We start from the raw sequence: 13,630 nt of genomic DNA on the forward strand, positions 1-13,630 counted from the left end.
GGGTTTTGCTTAAAACTGGAGCCCCGCGATGATCAATCTTTATACCTGGCGCACGCCCAATGGCCGCAAGATTTCCATAGCGCTCGAAGAATTTGGTCTGCCCTACACGGTGTTTCCGATCGATATCTCCAAGAATGAGCAGTTCGCGCCGGACTTTCTCAACATCTCCCCTAACAACAAAATCCCGGCCATTGTTGACGAAGAGGCGGGGAATTTAAGCGTATTTGAATCGGGCGCGATCCTGATTTATCTGGCGGAAAAGACGGGGAAATTCCTGCCTGCATCCGGCGCCGCCCGCTATAAGGTTTTGGAATGGCTCAACTGGCAGGTCGGCGGCATGGGGCCGATGTTCGGGCAATTCGGCCATTTCACCGTCTATGCGCCGGAAAAAATCCCCTATGCGGTTGAGCGTTATACCGGTGAGGTGCGTCGTCTGCTGGGCGTGCTCGATAAGCGCCTGTCCGACGCCGCATACGTTGGGGGGGATGACTATTCGATCGCCGATATGGCCATCTTTCCGTGGTTGGCGGGTTTGACCACCGGCTATAAGGCTGAGGCCCTTTTAGACGGTTTTAACTATGTTCAGGCTTACATTGATAAAATAGCTGCGCGTCCGGCGGTTGGGCGTGGTATGTTAGTTCCGCAGGTCTGATCCGGCATGTGAGTTGAAAGATAAAAAAACAAATGAAGCCTTTCCGTGCCCCGGCTAACCCGTTCACTGTGTGGACGGATCTGGCCTTTAAGACCACCGAGATGATGATGGCTTCGGCCCATGTCATCAATCATCGTACCACTCAGATGATGAACTCTGATCCGATCCCCAGTGCGGCGGATCAGGCTGAGTTTAACCTGATGTCGCAGGAAAAGGTCGAGGCGGCGCACGAATCGATGTTCGCCATGACCCGCTATATGATGGGTCTGAACCAGCAGATTGGCACTGAGACCTTCAAGCACATGATGGCTGGCACCAGTGATTTTATGTCGCTGGCCTTCAGTCAAACGCCTGAGCAGATGATGACCCGGCAGGCCAAGCTGATGCAGACCCTGACCGACAGCGCGGTCAGTGCGTCACACCTTAGCCACACGACGGCGACGCTTGTGAACCGGGGCCTGAAGCCTATCCATCGCCGCGCCACCGCCAATGCCAAGCGCCTTGGTACCAAGGGCAAATAACAATCCATTTGCGGCGGGCCATCGTATCTAAGCTGATTAGATAAGGGTGGTGTGATGGCGCATTTTCTTGTTATTGCCGGTTCAAGCGATATAGGCCTGGCGACCAAAGATCTGTTGACGGCTCAGGGCCATGTGGTCACGTCAACCGCCCGCCAGCCTCAATCCGGTGACATCGCGCTGGATGCAACGGATTTTACGGCGGTTGAGCAGGCGTTTTCTAAAGCGACGGAAACGCACGGACCCATCGACGGCGTGGTCAATTGCGCCGGATCGCTGTGGTTAAAGCCGGCCCATATGACCAGCGCCGATCAGTACCGGGCCGTGATCGATGCATCGCTTACCACCGCCTTTGCCGTCGTGCGCGCTGCCGCCAAACATATGACGGCGGGCGGGTCGGTGGTGCTGATATCCTCAGCCGCCGCCCACGAAGGCCTGGCCAACCACGAAGCCATTGCCGCTGCCAAGGCGGGCGTTGAAGGGTTGATGCGCTCGGCGGCGGCGACCTATGCCGGTCAAAATCTGCGCTTTAATGCGGTCGCCCCCGGTCTGGTGCAGACGCGCATGACGAAAGCGCTAACAGCTAATGACCTGTCGCGAAAAGTGTCCGAATCCATGCACGCTCTGGGACGGCTAGGCACGTCCGATGATATTGCCCGCGCGATTGTGTTCCTGCTCGATCCGGCCAATGACTGGATCACGGGTCAGGTACTGGGCGTTGACGGAGGCTTAGGCGGTATCCGGCCCCGTACCAAGATATGACGGTTCTACGCGTCATATTAGGCGACCAGTTATCTACGCGGTTGGAGATTGTCCGCACCGCTGACCGGGCAAAGGATGTGATCCTGATGGCTGAGGTCGGTGATGAAGCGACTTACGTCAAACACCATGTCAAAAAGATCGCCTTTGTCTTTGCCGCCATGCGCCATTATGCGCAGGCTTTGACGCAGGCGGGCTACACGGTGCGCTATGTCAAACTGGATGACCCCGACAACAGCCACAGCCTGACCGGTGAGATCGAACGCGCGGTGAGGCACCTTGGTGTGTCCGAAGTTCAGGTGACCGAAGCCGGAGAATGGCGCCTGAAAGAGGCGTTTGAAGATTTGCAAACGCGGCTTAATATCCCGCTGACGATCCTGCCCGACACGCGGTTTTTGTGTTCGCACGATGAATTTGCCGCCTGGGCCTATGGCAAAAAAGAACTGCGGATGGAGTTTTTTTATCGCCACATGCGGGCGCGCTATAACCTGCTGATGGATGCGCACGGCAAACCCTGCGGCGGGCAGTGGAATTTCGATAAGGATAATCGCCAGCCGCCGGTTAAGGGGCTGACCGCACCGAAACGTCTCAGTTTTAAAAAGGACGCCATCACCCGCGAGGTGCTCGATCTGGTAAGGGCGCGTTTCCCGGATAATATCGGTCGGCTGGAACCCTTTCATTTCGCCGTTACCCGCACGCAGGCACTCAAGGAACTGGATCATTTCATCACCCATTGCCTGCCGTCGTTCGGCACCTATCAGGACGCGATGGTGACGGATGAACCGTACCTTTATCACTCGCTGCTGGCGGCCTATATCAATGTCGGGTTCGTCTATCCGCTGGAGGTCTGCCAAAAGGCCGAGGCGGCGTATCGCGCAGGCGCAGCCCCCCTCAGTGCCGTCGAAGGCTTTATCCGTCAGATACTGGGCTGGCGCGAATATGTGCGCGGCATTTACTGGCGGCACATGCCGGACTATGCCGACATGAATGTGCTTGAGGCTCATGAGGGTTTGCCGTGGTTTTACTGGGACGCCGATACCAAAATGCACTGCGTCAAGCAGGCGGTCACCCATACGCTGGATCATGCCTATTCCCACCATATTCAGCGGTTGATGATCACCGGTAATTTTGCCCTGCTCGCGGGGATTGAACCACGTCAGGTCCATGAGTGGTATCTGGCGGTCTATGCCGATGCCTATGAATGGGTGGAACTGCCCAATACGCTCGGCATGGCGCTGCACGCCGATGGCGGGATCATGGCGTCGAAACCCTATGCGGCGGGCGGTAACTACATCTCGAAAATGAGTAACTTCTGCCAAAGCTGTCACTATGATGTCAAGGATGCGACGGGTGAACGCGCCTGCCCGTTCAACAGTCTCTATTGGGATTTCATGAACCGCCACCGTGATCGCTTCAAAGGCCATCACCGGCTGAACTATGCCTATGCGACCTGGGATCGGATGGGGGAGGCAAAGCAGGCGGCTTACCGCGCCCGCGCTGATGCGGTCAGGCACCTGATGCGTCAGGGGGAACTGTGAAAACCACCCGCTATACCAAATCAAACTTGCCGTCTAAGGTCTGCGTGACTTGCGGTCGTCCGTTTAACTGGCGCAAAAAGTGGGCAAAGGTCTGGGACGAGGTTAAGTATTGCTCAGATCGGTGCCGAAAGGCTTAAAGAACCTCCCTTGCTTCAGGGGTGGTTCTTAAATTACGCCGTTAAATCCGCCAGTTTGGCACCCGTTATCCGCAACGCATCATCCGGCGATAATCCTACCAATAAGCCGCGCTGGCCGCCATTAATCAGCACCTGATCAAACAGGGTGGCGGTCTCATCAATCGCGGTTGGTGTGGCTTTTCTCTGGCCGAACGGGCTGATGCCGCCGACCTTGAAGCCCGTCAGGCGCTCGGCATCGGCAGGTTTTATCATATTGGCCGATTTACCGCCAAAGGTGGCCGCCAGTTTTTTCATGCTGACTTCACAATCCGACGGCACCACCACGCATACCGGCTTACCATCGACCTCAGCCATCAAGGTCTTGAAGACCTGCTCCGGGGCTTTGCCGAGCGCTTGCGCCGCCTGCAACCCAACGCGCGGGGCGTTCGGATCATAATCATAGGGGAAGAGTTCAAAGGCGATGGCGGCCTTGTTCAGGGCGGCTGTGGCAGGTGTGGTCTTAGACATGGCGAACTTCCTTTGTCGCCTTCCTAAACGCTGAGGGCTTCCCGTCAAGTCAGGTAGGCTGACGTTTGTGACGATCCGGTGGGGCAAAAACAGGTATTTTTCCGTCAAAATATTGCAATGCAAAGCTTGTGATCATAAAAACCTCATGTTATTAAGAATAATTCTCAATTCGGGTTTGCGGGTTTCTTTTCGTCAATGTCGTCTTTTTCTGGCTTAGGCGCGTCCTTTTGGCGCAATCAGTTGCGTCAGTGGCACTGGATCAGTTCGGCAGTTTGTCTGATGGCCATGTTCCTGTTCTCGGTGACCGGCTACACGCTCAACCACGCCACAGACATCGAATCCAAGCCCAAGATCGACACCAAAGAAGTTACCCTGACCGCCGCCCAGTTGGGCGCGTTGGACGCAGCGCAGGATAAGGCCGATCTGCCGGTGCCGGCGGTTCACATGATCCTGGAAGCCTCCGGCATTGATGTTGAAGGCTACGAGGCCGAAGTTAGCGAGACTGAAATCTATATCCCCATGCCCAAGCCGGGCGTTGATTCCTGGGTATCAATTGAGCGCGACACCGGTCTTATGACCTATGAGCGCACCGATCGCGGCGTCATCGCCATTCTCAATGACCTGCATAAGGGCCGTAATTCCGGTCCGGCCTGGTCGTGGTTCATCGATATTATCGCGCTGTTTTGCGTGATCTTCTGCCTGACCGGGTTCGGGCTTTTGTGGGTCTATGCCAAGTCCCGCGCCATCACCTGGCCATTGATCGGATTTGGGGTTTTGGCCCCGTTCATCCTGTTTATGGTCTTTGTACATTAACAACGGCTGCGGGATGCGGCCGGTATTTTGATAAGGGTAGAGTCATGTTCAAAGTTACTCAGGTTTCGGGTTGGGGGGCAGCGCTTGCCGTGGCTGGGGGTATGGGGGCCACGGCGGGCGCATCTGCCGCCGAACTGGCCGTCACCGTCGAAGTGCCGCGCCTGACCGTGGCTGAATACCATAAGCCCTATGTGGCCGGCTGGATTGAAACCGCCGATGGTGCCCACGCTGGTAATTTGTTTGTCTGGTACGACGTCAAGATGAAGGACGACGGCGGCAAGAAGTGGCTCAAAGACATGCGCGCATGGTGGCGCAAAAGCGGGCGCTCCCTGACCACCATGCCGGACGGTCTGGCCTCGGCCACCAAGGCACCGGGCCGCCAGACGGTGAACTTCACGCAGGCCAATGGCCTGAAAGGCATCAAGCCGGGCCAGTATAACCTCGTCATCGAAGCCTCGCGCGAAGCCGGTGGTCTTGAGATCGTGCGCGTACCGCTAAATCTGACCAAGGCGTCGAACGGTTCGGGCAAAGGTGCCAGCGAGCTGGGGGCCATCAGCTACACCTATAAGCCGTAAGTCGTGACTCTGGCTGCGCCTGAATTGCCTGAAGACGTGCGGGTCTTTATCCCGCCGGTGGATGTGCCGCAAAAGCCGCCGGTGGATGCGCATATCACGACCCTGAGCGGGCAGGCCTTTGCCACCTCATGGCAGGTCAAGGCGGTGCTGGGGCGGGGCGATGTGGCTGAGGTGCGCGCGCGGATTGAGGCGTGCCTTAGCGAGATCGATATCCAGATGTCGCCCTACAGGCCGTCATCGGATTTGTGCCGGTTCAACGGGGCTGGCCCGTGGCAGCATGTGACGCTGCCGCCTATGTTGCTGGATGTGGTCGCTAAGGCGGTCGAGGTAGCGCAACTCACCGAAGGCGCGTTTGATCCGTGCCTGCTGGAGGCGGTTGAGACCTGGGGGTTTGGGTCGCGCGCGGTCGATACCGGCCTGCCGCCTGAGCCGGTGCGGGACGGGCTGAAAGCGCGACCTTCTGACTGGCGTGATCTGGTGGTTCAGGACGGCGGGCTGATCCATCCCGAAGGTCTGCGGCTTGATCTCAACGCAATCGCCAAGGGCTATGCCGTCGATTGTGTGATGGATATTCTGCGGGATGAATTTGGCGTGGTCTCGGCTCTGGTCGAAGTGGGCGGCGAACTGAAAGGGATCGGGGCGCGCCCGGACAGTCAGCCGTGGTGGGTAGAGGTTGACCAGGTACCGGGGGCATCCGGTGGGCGAAATTTGATCGCTTTATGCGATCATGCGGTGGCGGTGTCCGGCGACTGGCGGCGTTATTTTGTCCATGATGATAAATCCTATGCGCATACGATTGATCCCCTCACGGGCTGCCCGCTTGATAACCGCATGGCGGGGGCAGTGGTGATGGACAAAGACTGCTGGCGGGCCGATGCTCTGGCCACGGCGTTGATGGTTATGGGGACCGATCGTGCGATGGCTTTTTGTGCGCAGCACGGCGTCGCCGCCCTGATTATGGTGCGGGAGGTTAAGCATATTATTGAGCGTTTAAGTCCGCGGATGGCGGCCTATGGGACTGATGAGTAAGATATGGGATTGTCGCAGATCATAGCCGAGGTGCAGGGCGATCCGGTCACATGGGCCTGGGTGCTGGGATCAGTTGCGCTTTATCTGATCATGTGCGCGGTGATCTGGGCGGGCGAGCAGAAAAAAGCGCGCCTTAAGAGTGAGGCGGCGGCGGGGGCGACGCCGTGGCTGGTCGTCTATGCCTCCCAGACCGGTCAGGCCGAAGAGATTGCGACGGCGACCTTGAAACGCCTCAGTGACGGCGGGCAGGTGGCGCGCATTATCGATATGGCCGACCTGAAACTCAGCGATCTGGAAAGCGCGCAGCATGTTCTATGCGTGGCGTCTACGACCGGCGACGGCGATGCGCCGGATAGCGTTTTGGGGTTCGAGGCCAAGGTCATGAGCGATGGCTCTGTGCTCAGTCACCTTGATTATGCGGTGCTGGCGCTGGGCGATAAGTCTTATGCCGATTTTTGTGCGTTTGGGCGCCGGCTGGATGACTGGCTGCGGGCCAGCGGGGCCAAGCCCTATTTTGAGGTGATCGAGGTTGATGATCTTGATCCGGCGGCGCTGAACCGGTGGTATGAAAACCTGTCGGATCTGGGGGCGAAGTCGGAGGCATTTGATCCGAAAGCGGCTTACGGTGCGTGGCAATTGAAAGCGCGCGAATGCCTCAATCCCGACAGTGATGCCTCGAAACTTTACCGCGTGGTGCTTGAGCCCGAAAGCGGCGACTTGCCCGACTGGCAGGCCGGTGATCTGGCCGAGATTATGACGACAGATGGCCATGTCCGTGACTATTCGCTGGCGTCCCTGCCTGCGCAGGGCGTGGTCGAGCTTTATGTTCGCGAAGTGATCAAGGATGACGGCTCGCGCGGTCTGGGCTCAGGGCTTTTGACCCATGATCTGGGCGTGGATGAGACGATTTTGTTGCGCACAAAATCCCATAAGAACTTTCATACGCCTGACGGGGACGGGCCGTTGCTGCTGATTGCGGCGGGGTCGGGGCTGGCGGGGCTTAATGCCCATATCGATGCGGGTCTGGCGGCGGACCGCAAAGGCAACTGGGTCATCTATGGTGAGCGCCATCCGATCCGCGATGGCGCCCTGTGCAAGGCGCTGACGGCGCGCGTGCAGTCCGGTGACTTAAGTGATCTGACGCTATGTTTTTCAAGGCCCGACAGCGGCCAGCGCACCTATGTGCAGGATGCGTTAAGTGCGGCCTCTGATCGGGCACGCGATTTTCTGACGGGTGGCGGTGCGGTTATGGTCTGTGGCGGGCTGTCGATGGGGCAGGGGGTAGATAAGGCCCTGCGCACGATCATGGGCGATGACTGGGCGGATCAGGCTCTGGCTGATGGACGCTATCGCCGCGATCTTTACTGACACATACCGCAAGTGCACGGTTAGTCGAAATCTGAGAAAGATATAATCATATAAAGATATGTTTATATCTTTATTGACTCTTCAAATCGCGCACCCTATAGCTGCGGTGTCGTGGTTCTGCGTCGGTTGCCAAGCCGTCGCGGCTAAGAGGGAAGCCGGTTCAATTCCGGCGCTGCCCCCGCAACTGTGCGCGGTAAGCTAAGGTTCATATGCCATTGGGGACTTATGCCCCTGAGAAGGCGAACTTAAGCCTTGACCCGTGAGCCAGGAGACCTGCCAGCGACCTCATATTTCACCCGGAGCGGAGGGCTCAGGCGGTGCGTCTTTCACCCGCAACCGCCGGGCGCGCAGACGCATGGCCAGAACCTGACGCTCACAGCACAGAGGTTACCGTGTCATCCATTATCCCCGTCGCATCTTTAGGCACCCCGCGTATCGGCCTTAAGCGCGAACTAAAATTCGCCCTCGAATCCTACTGGTCGGGCAAGTTCGACCAAGCGACTCTTCAGCAAACCGCCAAAGATTTGCGCGCCGTCAACTGGGCGCGGCAAAAGGCCCGTGGGGTCGATATCATCCCGTCGAATGATTTCTCGTTCTACGATCAGGTGCTGGACACCAGCCTGATGGTCGGCGCCATCCCGGCCATCTATGGCGAGGCGGCGGACCTCGACACCTATTGCGCGATGGCGCGTGGCAGCCAGGCGGGTCACACAGAAACCTGCGCCCACGGCCATGTTCATGGCAACGGGCACGGCGTGCCGGCGCAGGAAATGACCAAATGGTTCGACACCAATTATCACTACATGGTGCCGGAATTTACCGATGATCAGACGTTTAAACTGACATCATTAAAGGCCGTCGAAGAATTTTTAGAGGCTAAGGCTCTCGGCTATCACACCCGTCCGGTTCTAGTCGGGCCAGTGACCTATCTTAAGCTGGGTAAGGGTGTGGCTAACCCCCTGTCGCTGATTGAGCGGCTAATCCCGGTCTATATCGAGGTGCTGAAAGCGCTGGCGGCGGCGGGCGCTGACTGGGTGCAGATCGATGAGCCGGTGCTGGTGCTGGATGGTGATGCTGAAACGACGGCGGCCCTGAAAAAAACCTATGCCGCGTTTGCCAAAGAGGTGCCGCAGATCAGCATCCTGCTGGCAAGCTATTTTGGCGGCTTGGGCGATAATCTGGAGGCGGCGGTAAACTTGCCGGTCGCGGGCCTGCATGTCGATCTGGTGCGCGCACCGGAACAGCTTGAGGCGGTTGTGCAAGCCGCCCCCAAATCGCTTACCCTATCGCTGGGTGTCATCGATGGCCGCAATATCTGGCGCGCCAATTTGCCCGCCGTGCTTGAGCGCCTGACCGCCGCTGCGACGCGTGGCAACCTTCAGATTGCCCCGTCCTGTTCGCTGCTGCATGTGCCGATCGACCTTAATTTGGAGACAGCACTCGATGAGGATGTCAAATCCTGGCTGGCCTTTTCGCTGCAAAAAATGGACGAACTGTCGGTGCTATCCAAAGCGCTGTCAGGCGGCAATGTCGCGGCTGAACTGACCGCTTCCGCAGACGCCGCGCAGGCCCGTGCCGCCTCGCCCAAGGTCCATGATGCGGCGGTTAAGGCTCGAGTTTTGGCCGTGACACCCGATCAGACGCAACGCAAACATGCCTTTGCCATTCGCGCCGACCTGCAACGTCAGGCGTTTAACCTGCCGGCCTTTCCGACCACCACCATAGGCTCATTCCCGCAAACCTCTGAGGTTCGCAAGGCCCGCTCAAATCATGCCAAGGGTGCCATCGACGATGCACGATATGATACTTTCCTGAAAGCCGAGACCGAACGCGCCATCCGCTGGCAAGAGGACATCGGGCTTGATGTGCTGGTCCACGGTGAGTTCGAGCGTAACGACATGGTCCAGTATTTCGGTGAGCAGCTATCCGGCTTTGCCTTTACCAAGCACGCCTGGGTGCAGTCCTATGGCTCGCGCTGCGTGCGCCCGCCGGTGCTGTTTGGTGATGTCTCGCGGCCTCAACCGATGACCGTGGCGTGGTGGCAATATGCCCAAAGCCTTACAACCAAACCGGTCAAGGGGATGCTGACCGGGCCGGTGACCATCCTCAACTGGTCGTTTGTGCGCGATGACGTGCCGCGATCCCAAGCCTGCCGTCAGATTGCGCTGGCCATCCGCGATGAGGTCACAGACCTTGAGGCCGCAGGTGCCAAGATGATCCAGATCGATGAGGCGGCCCTGCGCGAAGGCCTGCCGCTGCGGCGCGCGGACTGGCAAGCCTATCTCGACTGGGCGGTCGAGGCGTTTCGGCTATGTTCGACCGGCGTGTCCAATGACACCCAGATTCACACCCATATGTGCTATTCGGAGTTCAACGACATCATGGACGCGGTCGCCAATATGGACGCCGATGTCATCTCGATCGAAACCTCGCGCTCCAAGATGGAACTGCTCGATGTGTTCAGGTCGAAAAAGTACCCCAATGAGATCGGGCCGGGCGTCTATGACATCCACTCACCGCGCGTACCAGACGTGAGTGAGATGACCGAGTTGATGTCTCTGGCGCGGCAGCGGCTGAGTGATGCCCAGTTGTGGGTTAATCCCGACTGCGGCCTGAAAACCCGCAAGTGGGATGAGGTCAGGCCCGCTTTGGTCAATATGGTGGCGGCGGCGAAAGCCTTGCGCGAACCGGCTTAACCCTTAAGGGCCGCTTCGACGCAGGCGATCAGCGTTTCAGCCTCAAACGGCTTACGCAGGAAACAGGAGGCCCCGCCCGCCAGGGCGCGGGCCTCAATGTCTTTTTCCGGATAGGCAGTGATAAACAGCCGCGGAATATTTGGGCCGTGGCTGCGCATCCGGTCCTGAAGGCCAAGGCCGCCCATGCCGGGCATTTGCACGTCGGTGATGATCAGCCCGATCGTGTCATGCAGGGCGTCGCTCAGAAACTGCTCGGCCGAGGCGAAGGGTTGAGCGCCATAACCGAAGGCGCGCAGCAGGCTGATCAGGGCCGCGCGCACAGACGCATCATCATCGATGACCGCGATGACGACCTCGCCTGGCGCGGGGGAAAGCGCGGAATGGCACACCGGGCCGGACCCTTTATGAGATTCCGGAAGTCGGTATGGCCGCCGGTTACAGGCCTCACTATGACAGCCGCGAGCCACAAGGGATATAATACGATGGTTTAGTGTCCATTGTGGCCCAGTCCCAGACTGCGGGCCATGGTGACCAGGTCGGCCAGTGACCGGGCCTGCATCTTCTTCATGGCGTGGCCGCGATGAATCTTGATGGTGATTTCACTGAGCGACATTTTTCCGGCGATCTGCTTATTCAGCAGGCCTGATGTGACATGGGCCATGACCTCCTGCTCGCGCGGGCTCAAGGTGCTATAGCGTTCGCGTAAGCTCAGCAGGCTTTTTTCATCCAGACGGCGGCTGCGATCAAAGCTGATGGCTGAGGCGACCGCATCCAGCATGTCCTGATCGCGAAACGGCTTGGTCAGGAAATCGACCGCGCCGGCTTTCATGGCGCGCACTGACATCGGAATATCGCCGTGTCCGGTCATGAAGATGATGGGGATATGGATGTTCTGACGCGCCAGTTGGCTCTGGAACTCAAGGCCGCTGATCAGGGGCAGGCGTATATCGAGCACCAGACAGGACGGCAAATCCGGCAGATCGTGGGCCATAAACTCCATGGCGGTCGAAAAGCTTCTGACGTCAAATCCCATGGAGCGGAACAGGCTCGATAAGGCCTCGCGGATGGCGCCGTCATCATCGACGACGAACACATGGGCGCTGTCCATAGGCGCGGTCATATGCCGGCGACCTGAGCCGGGGCGGGCGGCAGGGTGAAGTGCATGATCGTTCCCTTGTCGTTGCCTTTCGGCGGGGCCGTCCAGATCTGGCCGTTATGGGCTTCGATGATTGAGCGGCAAATCGATAGTCCCATGCCCATGCCATCATCGCGGGTTGAAAAGAACGGGCTGAAAACCGCCTCCAGATGATCGGCGGCAATGCCCGGCCCATTATCCTCAACGGTGGTTCTAACATTATGGTCATCATCAAGGGCTGTGGTGACCGTGAGGCGGCGGCTATGGCCGCTGAGGTCGCTTAAGGCGTGGATACTGTTGAGCATGACATTGATCACGACCTGCTGAAGCTGCACCTTATCGCCGGTGACCTGCGGCAGAGGGTCGGACAGCTCAAGCCGCAACGTCACCTGATGGCTGTTGATTTCGTGCTGCATCAGCAACACCGCATCATGGATGATATCGTTGATATCGAGCGGTTTGGACTGGGGCTCTGACTTTACCGACATGGCCCGCAGTTTCCAGATGACATCGCTGGCGCGCCGGCCTTCGCTGATGACGCGGGTAATGGCACTCTTAGCTTCGTGCATATCCGGCTCAGGCCGCCCCAGCCAGCGCAGGGCCGCTTCTCCATTGGTGACGATGGCTGCCAGAGGCTGATTGACCTCATGGGCGATGGAGGCGGTCAGTTCGCCTAAAGTGGTCATGCGGCTGACGTGGGCCAGATCGGCCTGAGCCTTGGCCAGATCGGTCTGGGCCTGCACCCGGTCGGTGATATCAAGCACGCACACCAGCACATGGGCAAAGGTCGGGTCATCGATCGGGAAGGTCGTGGCGCACACGATGTCACGGTATTCGCTGTCCAGTGCGCGGATCTGGGTGACGGTTTCGCAGGACGGATCACCGCGCGCCAGCGCCCGTAACAAAGCCTCAAATGAGGGCATAGTCTCCGGCACGAAAATGGTGTTGAGCGAGGACATGAACTCATCCTTACGCGTCCCCTTGACCAGTTTCACCGCCGTTTCATTGATATCGATGATCCGGACCAGCCCGACCGCCTCGATCACAAATTCCGGATGGCTGGCGATATAGCGGTCGATGTCCGTTATACCTTCGGCGCGCAACTGACTAAAGCGGGCCACGACGGCAGTATAGTCTTCTTCCCAGATGCCAAAGCGCGTGGTTTCAAAGATCGAGCGAAAGCGCTGCTCGTTGGCCTGCAATATGCGGGTGGCCGACTGGGTCTTAAGTGCCAGCGCGGTGGCGATGACGATCGCAGCGATGCTGATCAGGGCGCGAATGAAGGGTGGGGCGGTGACCTCATCGATCTGTCCGCGCGTAAGATCCTGCCCATGGCCCATGATGTAGCTGATGATCGTCAGAGTCACGCACAGGCCCGACAGGGCGATCAGGCCCTTGCGCCGGCAAAAATTGGCCGACATCAGAATCACCACGACATAAAGCACCGCCACGGCCGTCCCCAGTGGCACCAGCGTGTCTATCAGGAAGATGGCGACGATCAGTACCGCCGTGCAGGCCTGAAAAAACAGCATATCCTCAGCCAGCAACGGCTTACCGTTGCCGTTCAGCGTCAGCCATGCGGGCAGATGAGGAGCGGAGGACATGAATAACGCCCACAAAGCGAACTATGGAAAGGTATATTAGCGAAACAAGATATGCTATTATGACGCGGTGCGCCATTGTTTTTCAGGCTTTGCGACCTTTGTCGGCCTATACCTTGGTATAGGGTTCCCTGAACCTAAACCTTAAGGTTATGTCTCCTCAAGTAGAATTGCCGTCACGGCACCTGTGAGCCAAGATAAGAACGATCGGGGCCGTTTCGCCCATACTTTTTTACCCCGGCCCATTTTTGTATCTGCGTAATTCACTGGCACGGCATGATCGCTTCGGCGGCGGCCTTGCG

14 protein-coding genes and 1 riboswitch are annotated in these 13,630 nt (G+C 58.3%); of the genes, 10 read left to right on the top strand and 4 right to left on the bottom strand.

Annotated features, from left to right (window positions below; genetic code table 11):
* Positions 1-28: 28 nt before the first annotated feature.
* The 5 genes from IE102_RS04775 to IE102_RS04795 are packed head-to-tail and all read left to right on the top strand — an operon-like array spanning position 29 to position 3,604.
* Positions 29-652, top strand: a complete 624-nt coding sequence (locus tag IE102_RS04775; RefSeq protein WP_189485220.1) for a glutathione S-transferase C-terminal domain-containing protein — start codon at positions 29-31, stop codon at positions 650-652.
* A gap of 32 nt (positions 653-684) precedes the next feature.
* The gene (locus IE102_RS04780; RefSeq protein ID WP_189485221.1) at positions 685-1,173 is read left to right on the top strand and encodes a polyhydroxyalkanoate granule-associated phasin; all 489 of its coding nucleotides are present in this window, start codon (positions 685-687) and stop codon (positions 1,171-1,173) included.
* Positions 1,174-1,227: 54 nt separating this feature from the next.
* Positions 1,228-1,932 carry an SDR family NAD(P)-dependent oxidoreductase gene (locus tag IE102_RS04785; RefSeq protein WP_189485222.1) on the top strand — a complete coding sequence of 235 codons (705 nt, stop codon included), beginning with the start codon at positions 1,228-1,230 and terminating at the stop codon, positions 1,930-1,932.
* Positions 1,929-3,467 (top strand): cryptochrome/photolyase family protein, encoded by a 1,539-nt coding sequence (locus IE102_RS04790; protein ID WP_189485223.1) that lies wholly within the window; start codon positions 1,929-1,931, stop codon positions 3,465-3,467. The genes IE102_RS04785 and IE102_RS04790 overlap by 4 nt, the downstream gene beginning before the upstream one ends.
* Positions 3,464-3,604, top strand: coding sequence for a DUF2256 domain-containing protein (locus IE102_RS04795; RefSeq protein WP_189485224.1), 141 nt, complete (start codon positions 3,464-3,466; stop codon positions 3,602-3,604). Before IE102_RS04790 ends, IE102_RS04795 begins: the two co-directional genes overlap by 4 nt.
* Positions 3,605-3,637: 33 nt before the next feature.
* Here the strand turns inward: IE102_RS04795 and ybaK are convergent, their stop codons facing one another.
* Positions 3,638-4,111, bottom strand: a complete 474-nt coding sequence (gene ybaK, locus IE102_RS04800) for a Cys-tRNA(Pro) deacylase (protein WP_189485225.1) — start codon at positions 4,109-4,111, stop codon at positions 3,638-3,640.
* A 195-nt stretch (positions 4,112-4,306) separates the two neighbouring features.
* Here ybaK and IE102_RS04805 point away from each other — a divergent pair, with 195 nt between their 5' ends.
* From IE102_RS04805 to metE, 5 genes are all read left to right on the top strand, one after another.
* Positions 4,307-4,924, top strand: a complete 618-nt coding sequence (locus IE102_RS04805; protein WP_189485226.1) for a PepSY-associated TM helix domain-containing protein — start codon at positions 4,307-4,309, stop codon at positions 4,922-4,924.
* Between the two features lie 44 nt (positions 4,925-4,968).
* Positions 4,969-5,499, top strand: coding sequence for a DUF2271 domain-containing protein (locus tag IE102_RS04810; protein WP_229807563.1), 531 nt, complete (start codon positions 4,969-4,971; stop codon positions 5,497-5,499).
* 3 nt (positions 5,500-5,502) lie between these two features.
* On the top strand, positions 5,503-6,528 hold the full coding sequence (locus IE102_RS04815; protein ID WP_189485227.1) for an FAD:protein FMN transferase: 1,026 nt from the start codon (positions 5,503-5,505) through the stop codon (positions 6,526-6,528).
* A 3-nt stretch (positions 6,529-6,531) separates the two neighbouring features.
* On the top strand, positions 6,532-7,896 hold the full coding sequence (locus IE102_RS04820; RefSeq protein WP_189485228.1) for an NADPH cytochrome P450 oxidoreductase family protein: 1,365 nt from the start codon (positions 6,532-6,534) through the stop codon (positions 7,894-7,896).
* A gap of 95 nt (positions 7,897-7,991) precedes the next feature.
* Positions 7,992-8,192: riboswitch (cobalamin riboswitch) on the top strand.
* Between the two features lie 96 nt (positions 8,193-8,288).
* On the top strand, positions 8,289-10,592 hold the full coding sequence (gene metE, locus IE102_RS04825) for a 5-methyltetrahydropteroyltriglutamate--homocysteine S-methyltransferase (protein WP_373295580.1): 2,304 nt from the start codon (positions 8,289-8,291) through the stop codon (positions 10,590-10,592).
* Here the strand turns inward: metE and IE102_RS04830 are convergent.
* The 3 genes from IE102_RS04830 to IE102_RS04840 form a co-directional block, all read right to left on the bottom strand.
* Complete coding sequence (locus IE102_RS04830) at positions 10,589-10,981, bottom strand: response regulator transcription factor (protein ID WP_189485230.1); 393 nt, start codon at positions 10,979-10,981, stop codon at positions 10,589-10,591. The genes metE and IE102_RS04830 overlap by 4 nt on opposite strands.
* A 98-nt stretch (positions 10,982-11,079) precedes the next feature.
* Positions 11,080-11,712: a response regulator transcription factor gene (locus IE102_RS04835; RefSeq protein ID WP_189485231.1), complete on the bottom strand. Its 633-nt coding sequence runs from the start codon at positions 11,710-11,712 to the stop codon at positions 11,080-11,082.
* Positions 11,709-13,331, bottom strand: coding sequence for a sensor histidine kinase (locus IE102_RS04840; protein ID WP_189485232.1), 1,623 nt, complete (start codon positions 13,329-13,331; stop codon positions 11,709-11,711). Before IE102_RS04840 ends, IE102_RS04835 begins: the two co-directional genes overlap by 4 nt.
* Between the last annotated feature and the right edge of the window lie 299 nt (positions 13,332-13,630).

The organism is Asticcacaulis endophyticus (assembly GCF_014652575.1).
In the GTDB taxonomy this organism is placed as follows: Bacteria; Pseudomonadota; Alphaproteobacteria; order Caulobacterales; family Caulobacteraceae; genus Asticcacaulis; species Asticcacaulis endophyticus.

Excerpts from the sequence above, each read along its gene's own strand:
- IE102_RS04775 (WP_189485220.1), top strand. The coding sequence starts at position 29 with ATGATCAATCTTTATACCTGGCGCACGCCCAATGGCCGCAAGATTTCC.
- IE102_RS04780 (WP_189485221.1), top strand. The coding sequence starts at position 685 with ATGAAGCCTTTCCGTGCCCCGGCTAACCCGTTCACTGTGTGGACGGAT.
- IE102_RS04785 (WP_189485222.1), top strand. The coding sequence starts at position 1,228 with ATGGCGCATTTTCTTGTTATTGCCGGTTCAAGCGATATAGGCCTGGCG.
- IE102_RS04790 (WP_189485223.1), top strand. The coding sequence starts at position 1,929 with ATGACGGTTCTACGCGTCATATTAGGCGACCAGTTATCTACGCGGTTG.
- ybaK (WP_189485225.1), bottom strand. The coding sequence starts at position 4,111 with ATGTCTAAGACCACACCTGCCACAGCCGCCCTGAACAAGGCCGCCATC.
- IE102_RS04805 (WP_189485226.1), top strand. The coding sequence starts at position 4,307 with ATGTCGTCTTTTTCTGGCTTAGGCGCGTCCTTTTGGCGCAATCAGTTG.
- IE102_RS04810 (WP_229807563.1), top strand. The coding sequence starts at position 4,969 with ATGTTCAAAGTTACTCAGGTTTCGGGTTGGGGGGCAGCGCTTGCCGTG.
- IE102_RS04820 (WP_189485228.1), top strand. The coding sequence starts at position 6,532 with ATGGGATTGTCGCAGATCATAGCCGAGGTGCAGGGCGATCCGGTCACA.
- IE102_RS04835 (WP_189485231.1), bottom strand. The coding sequence starts at position 11,712 with ATGACCGCGCCTATGGACAGCGCCCATGTGTTCGTCGTCGATGATGAC.
- IE102_RS04840 (WP_189485232.1), bottom strand. The coding sequence starts at position 13,331 with ATGTCCTCCGCTCCTCATCTGCCCGCATGGCTGACGCTGAACGGCAAC.